Source organism: Neptunomonas japonica DSM 18939, from assembly GCF_000422765.1.
In the GTDB taxonomy this organism is placed as follows: Bacteria; Pseudomonadota; Gammaproteobacteria; order Pseudomonadales; family Balneatricaceae; genus Neptunomonas; species Neptunomonas japonica.
Genome location: NZ_KE383915.1, coordinates 29029 through 41866 on the forward strand (window position 1 = coordinate 29029; position 12838 = coordinate 41866).

The window sequence follows — 12838 nt, forward strand, 5'->3', positions numbered from 1 at the left end:
TTAACGGTTTTTCCACTGCGCTTTACGCTTACCCAAGAAAGCATTCACACCTTCTTTTTGATCTTCAGAGTGGAACAAATCAACAAACAACTCACGCTCAAGAATATAACCCTGATCCCATGCACGAGTCCGGTTTGATTGAATCAATTGCTTACATGCAGCAACAGCCATTGGGCTTTGCTCAGCAACCTGCTCAGCCATTTTCATTGCCCGCTTAACACACTCACCCTTAGCGACGACTTCTTCGACTAAACCAATTTCTAATGCCTTAGCTGCTTTAACGCGCTCGCCACATAGAATCATTTTTTTAGTCCAACCTTCACCCACCAGCATAGTGAGGTTCTGCGTACCACCGGCACAAGGCAACAAACCTACCTTAGCTTCTGGCAATGCCATCTGAACCTGCTCTTCCGCTATACGAATATCACACGCCAACGCAACTTCTAAACCACCGCCCATTGCCCAACCATTCATCGCTGCAATTGAAACACCACGAAATTGAGAAAGCGTCTCAAATGCTTCACCAAAGTAGCGCGCCATGTCTCTTGCAACAGAACGATCACTGTCAGCAAAAAGATTTAAATCAGCACCGGCCGAGAAGAACTTCTCACTACTGCTTTTAAGCACCAAGCTGAAAATATCCATATCAACATTGAGCTCTTTAACAATGACTGCCAGTTCTTTTAAGGTGGCTTCAGTCCATGTATTAGCTGGCGGATTATTCATTGTAATAACCGCGATATGGCCCTGCTTTTCTACTATAAGTTGGTCACTCATTGGATTCTTTACCTCTACTCTTTTATCTGGCCTGTTTATAAACAATAAGAACTAGGTCACAGTCACTAGCAAACTTGCTTAGTAAAGCTTATTTAACAAAAATACATTACAGAATATCAGCCGCATCTTTTAACAATAGGCGACGTGCAATAATGACATTCATGATTTCATTGGTACCTTCAAGAATACGATGCACACGATTATCACGCACATAACGTTCCATCGGATATTCTTTAATGTAGCCATATCCACCAAAAATCTGCAGCGCTTCATCACAGACATTAAAACCTACATCCGTAGCAAAGCGCTTTGCCATTGCACAGTAAGTAGAACGGTCGGGATGCTTATCATCAAGCTTGCTGGCAGCAAGGCGCACCATCTGACGCGCAGCGACTAGCTCTGTATTCATAGTAGCAATTTTGAACTGTAACGCTTGAAAGTTTTCAAGCGTACGGCCAAACTGCTTGCGCTCACCCATATACTGAATAGCGTGATTAAGTGCCGCTTGAGCGGTACCGATTGAGCATGTCGCAATATTGATGCGCCCACCATCTAATCCCTTCATGGCAATTTTAAAGCCATCGCCCTCGTTACCCATTAGGCATGAAGCAGGAATTCTGGCATCTTCAAAAGTAATCAGTCGTGTAGGCTGGCTATTCCAACCCATCTTTTCTTCTTTGCGACCATAGGTAATACCCGCCGCTTTAGCATCAACAGCAAAAGCTGAAATACCTTTTGGACCATCTTCGCCGGTTCGCGCCATCACTACTAATACATCGGTAGCACCTGCACCAGAAATAAAGATTTTACTGCCATTAAGAACGTACTCGTCACCGTCTTTACGTGCCGTTGTTTTTAATGAAGCAGCATCAGAACCTGCATTAGGCTCAGTTAAGCAATAAGAAGCCAGTTTTTGGCCCGCGGTTAAATCAGGACACCAAAACTCACGTGTTTCTTCATTGCCGAAATCAGCAATCATCCACGTCGCCATATTATGAATAGTGATAAAAGCTGTCGTGGAAGTACAACCCATCGCGAGTTGTTCAAAAATAATACTTGAATCAAGACGACCAAGGCCCAAACCGCCTACATCGTCGGGGGAATACAAACCGCAAAAACCTAGCTCACCCGCCTTTTGCAAAACATCTACCGGGAAAATTTGCTCTTGATCCCACTTTGCCGCATGGGGTTCCATCTCATTTTGAGCGAATGCTCGCGCCATATCGGAAAATGCGATCTGATCTTCGTTAAGTTCAAAATCCATTGGCCTCTCCCTATTTAGCGAAGTCCGCTAGCCTTCGCGAAGTTTATTATTATACAAAACAAGGCCTTGAAGGATATTTATAACAATACCCCTCAAGGCCTTTTCAATCGAAATATTACTTCAGGTTAATACTGGTGTTAACACCGGTATCAATATCATCTTCAAACCAACGCGCAGTGACAGTTTTAGTTTCTGTATAGAAACGCACAGCCTGCTTACCATAGGCATGCTGATCACCGTAAAAAGACTTTCTCCAGCCTGTGAACGAGAACATAGGTAGAGGTACAGGTACAGGTACATTAATACCCACCTGACCTACTTTGATCTCGTGCTGATATTTACGAGCAGCAGCACCTGATGAGGTGAACATTGACGTACCGTTACCGTACGGGTTGTCATTAATCAAAGCGATAGCTTCATCTAGCGTATCGACTTCTAAAGCAATCAATACAGGTCCGAAGATCTCTTCCTGATAGATTGACATATTAGTAGACACATTGCGGAACATCGTTGGCCCAACCCAGTTACCATCAGGATAACCTTCAACTACGCACTCTGAACCATCCAGAATACAATCAGCACCGGCATCTTTACCTTCTTGGATAAAGCGCAAAACACGCTCTTTGGCTTGAGGATTGATCAACGGGCCGTATCCAGCACCTTCATCATCCCATACACCAGGGCGAACCTTTGCCAATGCATCACGTACTTCAGGGATCCATTCACGTGCACTGCCCACAAATACAGCAACAGATATAGCCATACAACGCTGACCACCGGCACCTACAGAAGCACCCGCAATGCTATTTACTACCTGATTTTTAGCCGCATCAGGCATGATCACCATATGGTTTTTAGCACCGGCAAATGCCTGTACACGCTTCATTTTGTCCGTACCTGTACGGTAGATATGTTCACCTACAGCAACAGAACCAACAAACGAGATAGCCGGTGTATCTTTATGTGTTAGTAGTTGGTTAACAGCATCTTTCGTACCGTGAACAACTTGTAACAAACCAGCAGGAGCACCCGCATCTTGGAACAACTTAGCCAAGAACATCGGTGTTAGAGGATCTTGCTCAGAAGGCTTAAGAACAAAAGTGTTACCGCAAGCAATGGCCATTGGGAACATCCACAGAGGAATCATTGCCGGGAAGTTAAACGGTGTGATACCAACACACACACCCAAAGGTTGAGTAATACTGTAGCAATCAATTTTACGTGCAACGTTTTCAACGGTTTCACCCATGCTCAGTGAAGCGATGTTACAAGCATGCTCAACTACTTCTATACCACGCCACACGTCACCTTTAGCATCTTCAAAGGTTTTACCCGTTTCAAGTGCTAATATTTTAGCAATCTCATCATGGTTATCTTTAAGTAACGCCTGGTAACGCAGCATTAAGCGTGCACGCTCTCCTACTGGCGTTTCTTTCCACGTTTCAAAAGCAACCTTTGCCGCATCAACAGCTTGCTCTACTTCATCAGCAGTTGCACAAGGTACTTGCGCAATAACTTCCTGCGTAGCTGGATTTGTTACAGGAATCCAGTTATCAGATTTACTACTTACGAGTTCGCCGTTGATTAGAAGTTGTACTTGTTGAGTCATGATAAATACCTTGCCTCTTGTTTTATTGTAGTTTTACGGTCAGCGCCTAATGGCGTGCTTAGTAATTACGTTGATGATAATTTAAGCACATGTCATGTAGAGCAGGGATTGATAATCTTGTCAGATTAATGGACTATATTGCGAATTAATAGTGGTTTTCCCTAGTCTAAAGGTCTAACGATATGAGCCAACCCTCAGAATGGCCACTCCCTCCCGAGAGCTCAAGATTCGTTGTGCCCCGCAAAACGGTGGCTCAGCTCAGCACTCATACATTAACAAAAGGGCTATACCCCATAGGCCTTGGGTACTATAAACAAGCGTTTAACCATACTATGTTGCGGCGCACACATGATGACTATTTAATGATCTATTGTCTTGATGGAGAAGGCGAGTTAACACTGGATCATGAGTCTTATGAAGTAAAAGCTGGCGATATCATTTTCCTACCAAGGGGAATACCACACGCTTACAGAGCATCCGAACTAACGCCATGGACTATCTACTGGATACATTTTTCAGGTGATCAAAGTGAGGAGTTTATTGACTATCTTGCTGTTCACGAAAATAATTTTGTATTACCGCTGGGAATCCATGCACGACTTACAAGTGACCTAGAATCCCTGCTTGAGTGCCGACAATCAAGCTATAACCTGAGCGCTTTTGTTCACGCAGCCAACCTTCTTCGCCAGATACTTACGCATGTGGCGCAACTTCAACCATTGGCCAAGCAGCAAAAAGCCGCCCACAATTTTGACTTAGAACTCATTCACAGCCTTATGCAAGCCAGAGCCCACGAGCAATTAGACTTAGATACGTTAGCAGAAACAGCAAATCTATCTAAGTTCCATTTTATCAAGAAATACAAAGAGTTAACGGGCACAACCCCGATCAACCATTTTATTCATCTAAAAATTGAACGCGCTTGCCATTTGCTGGATGTAACAACGAAATCAATTAATGAAATAAGCTTTGCCGTGGGGTATGAGGATGCATACTATTTTTCTCGTATTTTCAAAAAAATCATGGGGATTTCACCCAGTCAGTATCGACGCATGCGAATGGGAACCTACCCTTATCTCTCTTAGCACTCTCTAAAATAGAAAAGCTCATTTTTTATCTGGCCAATACCAAGACGGCTCATCAAACATGCCGAGCCCTTTCACCTCTGTTTGCCCTAATACTTTTTCTAACTCTATGGCATGGCAATCTGAATCTTGGTTAAGCGCTGCGATTAAGCGATTTGAGTGTGAGACCACCCATACCTGAGTGGCTTTTGAGATACGAATAATTAAACGCGCTAATGCTGGTAATAGGTCTGGATGCAGGCTAGTTTCTGGCTCATTTAACACCATTAGAGATGGCGGTCTAGGCGTCAACAATGCTGCGATCAACAACAGATAACGTAATGTCCCGTCTGATAACTCAGCACCCGTTAGCGGGCGTAATAAGCCATGTTGGTAAAACTCAATTGAGAATCGCCCATCTTCATGAGCGGTTACCGATACTCTGGCACCAGGAAATGCATCAGATATAGCATGGTCAAGCACATCAGAATCGCCTATTTCACGTATGGTTTGTAAAGCAGCGGCTAAATCACGGCCATCGTGATGCAAAACAGGTGTGCGTGTGCCCAATTGTGGTTTGCGTGCAGGCGCATCCGCATCGGTTCTGAAGTGATCGTAAAAACGCCATCGCCTTATGAGCTCCCGCATATGAAATACTTCAGGCGCTACTCCAGGATCCGCTACCTGATCAAACAAGCTATCAAAGCTATTTATGTGCTGTGCTACTACCTCCCAACTTCTGCCATTACGAAGCTTTACTGCAGGGCCATTTCTATCAACCAAAGACGAGGCAGGACGGTAAAAACCTCCAGCCCAAATCGCTTCTCGTTTAATCTCTGGGTCCAAGCTAAATTGCGAACGTGACGGCGTGGGTAACCCGAGTGAGATCGAATAGCCATATTCCTGTGTAGCGAAACCTAAACGTAAACGCTTAACCTCTTGTAATGGCCCCCCTTGAACAGGAACGACGCCCTCTTTCATACGCTTTGATATTTTTTCTGGCCCTGCCCAATAGGTAGAACTTAAACCACCTTCACGCGCTAATGAGTTAACTACCCCCCCTTGGGCAGTATCAGCCAACAAACGTAATGCCTTATACAAGTTTGATTTACCCGTTCCATTAGGGCCGGTAATCACATTGAGGGGTCCCAACGGAATATTTAAGTTGAGAATTGAGCGGTAATTATTAATCGCTAAGGAGGTGATCATAATACATCCTACTTTCCACGTTAGTACCGCAGCAAGCGTTTAACGTGCCGATAGGTTTCTAACGGCCTTTCTTGCATGAAGCAGTGCCCACCTTCAACTTCTGTTAAATGAATATGAGGGTTGGCCTTCTCTGCTCGCCTGACGGCTGGCGGAACAAAAGGGTATGTCTTGGTGCTATGCAAAATATGAGTGTACTCAGGTAACTGTGAAATAGCTGGCCACAGCTTTTTAGGATAGCCCGAGAATATTCGAGCCTCTAGCCAAGGTGGGCAGCGTAATTGCCATTCTCCTTTCTCGTTAGGCCCAATGGCATGATCGATATAACTATCAAGTGATGCAGGTGTCCAGCTCTTAAATACACCACGCCCCTGAAGATTGTTGCGTACCTCATCTCTGCTCGCCCATATATGGCGTCTTTTTTTTGCTTTCTTCACATGAGGCAAACGCCCGGCGACACCCACTAGATGCAAAAAACGCATCAATGCAATCATGGATTTAGGGTAAATAACGGGATCCAGCAATATGTACTGATCAAACAAGCGGCACTGTTGATGCAGCATAAGCGTTGTTGCTATAGCCCCGAAGCTATGCGCCAGTCCAATAATGGGTAGTTTTGGATCCCAGTTCTTGCTGAAATCTTCATAACAAACAAGCGCACGTGCCGTTAATGCTTGCCAATCCGAATACGACTCTCTTGGAGCATGATCACTATCTCCATGCCCCTCAAACGAGCCAAGAAATAGATCGTACTCTTCATGGAATAATTCAAGAAAGGGCCAGTAGGTCAAACTCGACAGCCCAGTCCCGTGTAAGAAATGAATAATGGGGCGGCCATTATTACCGCAATTGGGTGTCATCCGCCCCCGCAGTATTAATGTACCGTCATCATGCTTCCACGGAATTAACGTTTCTTGCGCATTTTTCATATTAAACGATATTAGTCGTGCTGATGTCCGCCAGCGCCATGGGCATGACCGTGCTGAATTTCTTCTGCGGTTGCTTCACGAACATCTTTTATTGCGATATCAAACGTTACCACTTTGCCAGCAAGAGGGTGGTTAGTATCGACTGTCGCCATAAATTTACCCATTTTAACGACAGTAACCTGACGATTCCCCTGTTCTGTTTGAACAGTAGCAGTCATACCTGGCTTCCATTTTTTAGCACCTTGTAAATGCTTAACCGGCACTCGTTGCGTAGAGTCTTCTGTTCTCTCACCGTAAGCGTCTGCTGGCTGCAATGTTTCGCAGATAGTATCGCCTGCAGTTTTGCCTTCCATCACCTTCTCAAGCGCAGGAATCATGCTGTTATGGCCGTGCAAATAAGCGACAGGTGAACCTTCATCTGTGGCTTCTACAATGTCACCGTTTACGTCTTTCAGTGTGTAAGAAAATTGAACCACTGAATCTTTAGCAATCTGCATAAAATGTCCTTAACGCTATATAAAAAGAGAGATATTAACAGTAAACCATAAGTGACTCACAACATTAAATGCTCAATATAATGATGGTATTAAAGAGAACTTGAAAACGCTAAGTACTAGCAAAAAGTAAAACTCTATTTAGAGATGATTAACGCTAAAACAGCAAAAGAGGGACGCCCCCCCTTTCGCATAAAGCTTAGTTAATCCAAAACAAAGGTGATTTTCATTGTTACTCGATATTCTTCAATTTTGCCATTCACAACAGTGGCATTCTGATCTTTAACCCAAACAGAACTAATGTTTTTAATTGTTTTAGATGCACGCTTAACGCCTTTCTGCAGTGCGTCATCAAAGCTTTTTTTAGAAGATGATGTTACTTCAGTAATTTTTGCAATAGACATTCAATCTCTCCAAGTATAGTAAAATACAATCATTTACTCTGATAAAGACTTCTCCAGTTCAATAGAACGGATGAAGAACCTATCAGCCTTGGTATAGGTTTAGCTCTCTTACTATTAATAAGGCATGAACTAAGAGATCCGTAGCAATATTACTGTAACCAGCTCATCCACAGTGTGACGCTCGCTAACGAAAACACAGTTGTGACGACTACAATTTGAGAAGTTTCTTTTTCGAACACATCATATTTGAGCGCCACTACATGCGCTAGCGCGCCAGTAGGCAGTGCTGTCAGTAATACTGTAGTTGCTATCCAAATAGGATCTTTTACATTCAACAGCCAAAATGCGGCTAATGTAAGCGCCGGGTGAATACACAGCTTTACAAGGATCATCCATCCTAATTCTGCTAATACAATCGTTGTTTTGGCAAACTGCAGGCTGGCGCCAAGGCAAAACAAAGCCACAGGTACAGCAGCAGGAGCCAGCATATCTAATAACGTTTGGACGGTTACAGGCATACCGACATTGTTTGCTGAAACTAATAACCCCACCACTGTTGAAATAAAGATAGGGTTTCGCAATAAAGAACGATCCAAAATGGATAAAATAGGCTTAAGACCTAGTTCTTTTTGGCGAACGGATTCTATCAATAACTGGGCACCGCCAATGAGAAAAATATTCCCCGCAAGAATAATACTGACCGTAGCAGCGTAAGCCTCATTGCCAAATATCGCGAACGTCAGTGGAATTCCCATATAGGCATAATTGGCAAAGGTGCCATTTAAGGCACGCAGTACTAGCTGTTCAGTATTATTTGCTTTAAAAAAAACACGGCTACCGAACACCACAATAATTGCCGTAACAATAACACCCAAAAAGAAAGCAGCCAGTGCAGGCCCATTTATCAAATTATCTATAGAAGTCTTACTCGCAGCATTAAACAATAAAGCAGGAACTGCTAAGTAATAAACAAACTGATTTAACCCGGGTAACATCTTGATATCAAAGATAGTTCTCTTAGCTATATACCCGAGCGCTATCATTAAAAACAACGGTAATATTGATTGAAAACTCAACAACATAAGGGCTAGCTCCACTTCTCTTGTGGGGCTTCATAATCACGAAGCATATCTAACAGCTCTTCGGGATCTGTACTCACCTGCATCATATCGGCATATTCAGGTTTTATGAATTCCTGATCAACTACGGTCTTAATAAAACCTAATAACTGATCGTAATAGCCATCTACATTCAAGAATCCACACGCTTTTTGATGATAACCAAGCTGCCCCCATGTCCATATTTCAAATATCTCTTCTAATGTACCTATACCACCTGGCATAGCGACAAATGCGTCTGCCAACTCAGCCATCTTAGCTTTTCGTTCATGCATATCAGACACAATAAATAATTCAGTCACTCCGGTGTGTTGTATCTCTCTTTCCGACAGCGCAACAGGCATGACACCATAAACCTTGCCTCCTTCTTGTAAGACAGTGTCAGCAATAACACCCATTAAACCTGTTTTACCACCGCCATAAACCAGCTCATGACCACACTCGACTAACAATCGCCCCAGGCGTTGCGCCTCTTCCGCAAAAATAGGACTCGCCCCGGCCCCAGACCCACAAAAAACTGCTATTTTCATTTCAGATTCACTTTTTTAGTGCGACAATATATTTCAGCTTAACAAATTACATTACCTAAAGTAGGCACAATTTCTTCCTATTTTCATGAGGTTATCATGCTCAAGCTTAAACCCCTTATCCCTTTTTTATTCGTGACAACTCTTATCTCCGGCTGTTCAGATAATGAAGTTGGAAATGTTAGCTTGGGCGTATTTACCACAAAAGATATTAAGTTGGTGATTGTCAAAGACCCTATCGTCACAGGCGTCAGCTGTCATATCGCACATATTGAAGCTAATTTAGATTTTGCTGATCCATCAGATACATCTATCGCATGCCGTCAAACCGGCCCCATCACCCTCCCCATGATCAATGCTATAGATAAAAGTAAATCAGGCGACGTAGTTTTCAAAACATCAAAAAGCATTCTGTTCAAAAGCTTAAAAGTTAGACGTATTTATGATGCAGAGAATAAAACCTTAATCTACGTAAGTTATTCAACTAAGGAAGTCCAAGGTAGTCATAAACATTCCTTATCTACTGTTCCGCTATGGGGGAACCCTGTTTGGGATGAGGTTAATATCATAAAAGCCAACAATGAATGAAACCTATCTCAGTAAGTAGTCAGCAACACATCCACTAAACCTTTAGCGGCAGCAGATAGCGGATAGCGTCGCCTTGTTATAATGCCTACAGGCCTTGTAATAACAGGCGACTCTAATGCGCAGCATACTGCACCTAATTCTGTCATTTGACCTAAGCATAACGACGGCACCACACTCACGCCTAGCCCCGTTGAAACCATACGGCCAATGGTGGCCAACTGATGAGTTTCAAACTGCGGAGTTAAAACCAACCCCTCCTCTTCAAGCATTGTGTCTACTAATAAGCGAATGCTTGAGGGACGCTGCAAAATAATAAAATCACTTTCCAACAAATGCTGCCATTGAATAACCTTGTGCTTCGCTAAGGGATGCTCTTTAGGCAATACAGCAATAAACCGGTCATCAAATAATGGGTTGAAAAGTAAGTCTTCAGTATTACCCGGGTCAAAAGACACACCAACTTCAACTCGACCATCTCTTACCATATCAACGACATCTTCAGCGATGACATCATGCACTGTCATATTGATCTGAGGATATTTATCTCGAAAATTCCGAAGAGCCAACGGCAGTTGATTGGATGCAAATGAAGGCATACTGGCAATGGCTACCTTGCCTCTAAACAAGGAAAAACGATTATGCATCTCTTCACAAGCGTCATCGAGGTTAGCTAATAAGCGCTGCGCTGTTGGATAAAAAGCTTCACCTTCTGGCGTTAGAGATAATGTTCGGGTGGTACGTGAAAAAAGTGGCCCGCCTAAGCCTTCTTCCAAATTTTTAATCGTCACACTTAATGCAGGTTGCGAAAGGTGTACAACAGCACAAGCCTCAGTAAAACTTTGCGTATTGGCAACAGCAACAAACGCACGTAATTGCTTTATTGTTATATTCATAAATAAAATTTATTAATTCTTTCATTAAATTCATTGGATAAATATAAGCCAGTGATAGACACTTAACAAACTAAAATTCTGCTTTCACCCTAGGGCGACGTATTAAGCAGGCCGAATAACAATAAGCTACAAGGCATGGAGATGTTCAATGTCGGGTTTTAACAAAGTAGTAAATAGCTACGATGAAGCAATGGCGGGACTTGAGGATGGCATGACTGTCATCGCTGGTGGTTTTGGTCTTTGTGGTATTCCAGAAAACTTAATTGCCCAAGTTAAGAAAATGGGCACAAAAGATCTCACTATTGTTTCCAACAACTGCGGTGTTGACGGATTCGGCCTAGGCGTTTTATTAGAAGATCGCCAAGTAAAAAAAATGGTCTCATCATATGTCGGTGAGAATGCACTATTTATGCAGCAGCTGCTGGCGGGCGAGTTAGAAGTTGAGCTAACCCCACAAGGTACTCTTGCTGAAAAAATGCGTGCTGGTGGTGCTGGAATCCCTGCATTTTATACAGCAACAGGTTACGGAACACCCGTCGCCGAAGGTAAAGATGTACGCGACTTCAAGGGTCGTAACTATATTCTTGAAGAATCCATCACCGGCGACTTTGCTATTGTTAAAGGCTGGAAAGCCGATAAGTTTGGTAACGTTATATACCGCCATACGGCTCAAAACTTTAACCCAATGGCCGCAACCGCCGGAAAAATCACGGTTGTTGAGGTGGAAGAGATTGTAGAGCCTGGCGAATTAGACCCAGCTCATATCCACACCCCGGGTATCTATGTTGATCGTCTCATTGTAGGTACTTTCGAAAAACGCATTGAACAACGCACTGTCCGTACGTAAGAGGGTTTTAAAGATGGCACTAACACGTGAACAAATTGCAATCCGTGTCGCCCGCGAACTGCAGGACGGCTTCTATGTAAACTTGGGTATAGGCATTCCTACTCTTGTAGCAAACTATGTTCCAGAAGGAATGGAAGTTATGCTGCAATCAGAAAATGGACTTCTAGGCATGGGACAATTCCCAACAGAAGATGAAATTGATGCCGACATGATAAATGCTGGTAAGCAAACAGTGACTACTGTTACCGGCGCATCGATTTTCTCGTCAGCTGAATCTTTTGCCATGATCCGTGGCGGACATGTGGATTTAACCGTATTAGGTGCGTTTGAAGTCGATACTTCAGGCAACATCGCATCCTACATGATTCCAGGAAAACTCATTAAAGGCATGGGTGGAGCAATGGATTTGGTCGCGGGTGCTGATAACATTATTGTCACCATGACTCACGCATCTAAACATGGCGAGTCTAAGCTTTTGACTAAATGCTCTCTACCGTTAACCGGTGCCGGTTGCATTAAGAAAGTATTAACAGATCTTGCTTATATAGAAATTGAAGACGGTGCTTTCATATTGAAAGAAAGAGCACCGGGTGTTTCTGTAGAAGAGATTGTTTCAAAGACAGAAGGGAAAATGATTGTACCTGATCATGTACCTGAAATGGTTTTCTAAGAGCATTGCCCTAAAGCACTAATATAGCGCTTTGCCCGAACTTGCTTATGCTAAGTTCGGGCTTTTTTATTATAAAGACCGACTTCTTTCTTTAATTATTTTCCAACCATCTTCATCTTTAACGAGCTCCATATTCTTAAGGCTCACATCACTATAGTTGTGAGATCGATATTTCTGCTTGAAGCTTACCTTCACATAATATGGAGAATTGACAGAAATATCCACGTCCTCGATGACTATCTGTATTCCTTTTGCTTTTTTGATGAGGCGCGTTCTTTGCTTCACCCACTGCTTATGGCTGTTATATTTGGATTTATAGCCTGACATATAGTGATGCAAGTAGCTGCCAACATCCTGGCTAACCCAAGCTGACGCCCAAGCATTTATACTAGCCTCGACTTCTGCCTCTTTTGTTACTTCAGCTACTTCAGCTACTTCAGCCACTTCG

At 43.2% G+C, this 12838-nt stretch carries 15 protein-coding genes; 4 read left to right on the forward strand and 11 right to left on the reverse strand.

Features of this window, described 5'->3' with window-relative positions; all coding sequences use genetic code 11:
• From G511_RS0117845 to G511_RS0117855, 3 genes are all read right to left on the reverse strand, one after another.
• Nucleotides 1-777, reverse strand: a complete 777-nt coding sequence (locus tag G511_RS0117845; protein WP_028470851.1) for an enoyl-CoA hydratase — start codon at nucleotides 775-777, stop codon at nucleotides 1-3.
• Nucleotides 778-883: 106 nt separating this feature from the next.
• Complete coding sequence (locus tag G511_RS0117850; RefSeq protein WP_028470852.1) at nucleotides 884-2041, reverse strand: acyl-CoA dehydrogenase family protein; 1158 nt, start codon at nucleotides 2039-2041, stop codon at nucleotides 884-886.
• 115 nt (nucleotides 2042-2156) lie between these two features.
• Nucleotides 2157-3650, reverse strand: a complete 1494-nt coding sequence (locus G511_RS0117855) for a CoA-acylating methylmalonate-semialdehyde dehydrogenase (protein WP_028470853.1) — start codon at nucleotides 3648-3650, stop codon at nucleotides 2157-2159.
• 182 nt (nucleotides 3651-3832) lie between these two features.
• On the opposite strand from G511_RS0117855, the gene G511_RS0117860 reads away from it, so the two are divergent.
• Complete coding sequence (locus G511_RS0117860; RefSeq protein ID WP_028470854.1) at nucleotides 3833-4735, forward strand: AraC family transcriptional regulator; 903 nt, start codon at nucleotides 3833-3835, stop codon at nucleotides 4733-4735.
• A 21-nt stretch (nucleotides 4736-4756) separates the two neighbouring features.
• Here the strand turns inward: G511_RS0117860 and G511_RS0117865 are convergent, their stop codons facing one another.
• The 6 genes from G511_RS0117865 to G511_RS0117890 form a co-directional block, all read right to left on the reverse strand.
• The gene (locus G511_RS0117865; protein WP_028470855.1) at nucleotides 4757-5923 is read right to left on the reverse strand and encodes an AAA family ATPase; all 1167 of its coding nucleotides are present in this window, start codon (nucleotides 5921-5923) and stop codon (nucleotides 4757-4759) included.
• Between the two features lie 20 nt (nucleotides 5924-5943).
• On the reverse strand, nucleotides 5944-6849 hold the full coding sequence (locus G511_RS0117870) for an alpha/beta fold hydrolase (RefSeq protein ID WP_036552409.1): 906 nt from the start codon (nucleotides 6847-6849) through the stop codon (nucleotides 5944-5946).
• Nucleotides 6850-6860: 11 nt separating this feature from the next.
• Nucleotides 6861-7346, reverse strand: a complete 486-nt coding sequence (locus tag G511_RS0117875) for an FKBP-type peptidyl-prolyl cis-trans isomerase (protein ID WP_028470857.1) — start codon at nucleotides 7344-7346, stop codon at nucleotides 6861-6863.
• A 200-nt stretch (nucleotides 7347-7546) separates the two neighbouring features.
• Nucleotides 7547-7747, reverse strand: coding sequence for a dodecin family protein (locus G511_RS0117880; RefSeq protein ID WP_028470858.1), 201 nt, complete (start codon nucleotides 7745-7747; stop codon nucleotides 7547-7549).
• 149 nt (nucleotides 7748-7896) lie between these two features.
• Complete coding sequence (locus G511_RS0117885; RefSeq protein WP_028470859.1) at nucleotides 7897-8829, reverse strand: AEC family transporter; 933 nt, start codon at nucleotides 8827-8829, stop codon at nucleotides 7897-7899.
• A gap of 5 nt (nucleotides 8830-8834) precedes the next feature.
• Nucleotides 8835-9395 (reverse strand): LOG family protein, encoded by a 561-nt coding sequence (locus G511_RS0117890; RefSeq protein ID WP_028470860.1) that lies wholly within the window; start codon nucleotides 9393-9395, stop codon nucleotides 8835-8837.
• A 96-nt stretch (nucleotides 9396-9491) separates the two neighbouring features.
• Between G511_RS0117890 and G511_RS0117895 the strand changes: the two genes are divergently transcribed.
• Entirely contained in the window at nucleotides 9492-9980 is a 489-nt protein-coding gene (locus G511_RS0117895) for a CreA family protein (protein ID WP_036552413.1), read from the forward strand.
• Nucleotides 9981-9988: 8 nt separating this feature from the next.
• Here G511_RS0117895 and G511_RS0117900 read toward each other — a convergent pair whose 3' ends face one another.
• A complete protein-coding gene (locus tag G511_RS0117900; protein ID WP_084629155.1) occupies nucleotides 9989-10873 on the reverse strand; it encodes a LysR substrate-binding domain-containing protein in 885 nt (294 codons plus the stop codon).
• A gap of 148 nt (nucleotides 10874-11021) precedes the next feature.
• On the opposite strand from G511_RS0117900, the gene G511_RS0117905 reads away from it, so the two are divergent.
• On the forward strand, nucleotides 11022-11720 hold the full coding sequence (locus G511_RS0117905; RefSeq protein ID WP_028470863.1) for a CoA transferase subunit A: 699 nt from the start codon (nucleotides 11022-11024) through the stop codon (nucleotides 11718-11720).
• Nucleotides 11721-11733: 13 nt separating this feature from the next.
• On the forward strand, nucleotides 11734-12390 hold the full coding sequence (locus G511_RS0117910; RefSeq protein WP_028470864.1) for a 3-oxoacid CoA-transferase subunit B: 657 nt from the start codon (nucleotides 11734-11736) through the stop codon (nucleotides 12388-12390).
• Between the two features lie 69 nt (nucleotides 12391-12459).
• Here G511_RS0117910 and G511_RS24570 read toward each other — a convergent pair.
• Nucleotides 12460-12838, reverse strand: a 379-nt coding sequence (locus G511_RS24570; RefSeq protein ID WP_211224934.1) for a L,D-transpeptidase Cds6 family protein, incomplete at its 5' end; no start/stop codon positions are given.

Coding starts and splice junctions, on each gene's coding strand:
- G511_RS0117845 (WP_028470851.1), bottom strand. CDS start 777: ATGAGTGACCAACTTATAGTAGAAAAGCAGGGCCATATCGCGGTTATT.
- G511_RS0117850 (WP_028470852.1), bottom strand. CDS start 2,041: ATGGATTTTGAACTTAACGAAGATCAGATCGCATTTTCCGATATGGCG.
- G511_RS0117855 (WP_028470853.1), bottom strand. CDS start 3,650: ATGACTCAACAAGTACAACTTCTAATCAACGGCGAACTCGTAAGTAGT.
- G511_RS0117860 (WP_028470854.1), top strand. CDS start 3,833: ATGAGCCAACCCTCAGAATGGCCACTCCCTCCCGAGAGCTCAAGATTC.
- G511_RS0117865 (WP_028470855.1), bottom strand. CDS start 5,923: ATGATCACCTCCTTAGCGATTAATAATTACCGCTCAATTCTCAACTTA.
- G511_RS0117870 (WP_036552409.1), bottom strand. CDS start 6,849: ATGAAAAATGCGCAAGAAACGTTAATTCCGTGGAAGCATGATGACGGT.
- G511_RS0117875 (WP_028470857.1), bottom strand. CDS start 7,346: ATGCAGATTGCTAAAGATTCAGTGGTTCAATTTTCTTACACACTGAAA.
- G511_RS0117880 (WP_028470858.1), bottom strand. CDS start 7,747: ATGTCTATTGCAAAAATTACTGAAGTAACATCATCTTCTAAAAAAAGC.
- G511_RS0117885 (WP_028470859.1), bottom strand. CDS start 8,829: ATGTTGTTGAGTTTTCAATCAATATTACCGTTGTTTTTAATGATAGCG.
- G511_RS0117890 (WP_028470860.1), bottom strand. CDS start 9,395: ATGAAAATAGCAGTTTTTTGTGGGTCTGGGGCCGGGGCGAGTCCTATT.
- G511_RS0117895 (WP_036552413.1), top strand. CDS start 9,492: ATGCTCAAGCTTAAACCCCTTATCCCTTTTTTATTCGTGACAACTCTT.
- G511_RS0117900 (WP_084629155.1), bottom strand. CDS start 10,873: ATGAATATAACAATAAAGCAATTACGTGCGTTTGTTGCTGTTGCCAAT.
- G511_RS0117905 (WP_028470863.1), top strand. CDS start 11,022: ATGTCGGGTTTTAACAAAGTAGTAAATAGCTACGATGAAGCAATGGCG.
- G511_RS0117910 (WP_028470864.1), top strand. CDS start 11,734: ATGGCACTAACACGTGAACAAATTGCAATCCGTGTCGCCCGCGAACTG.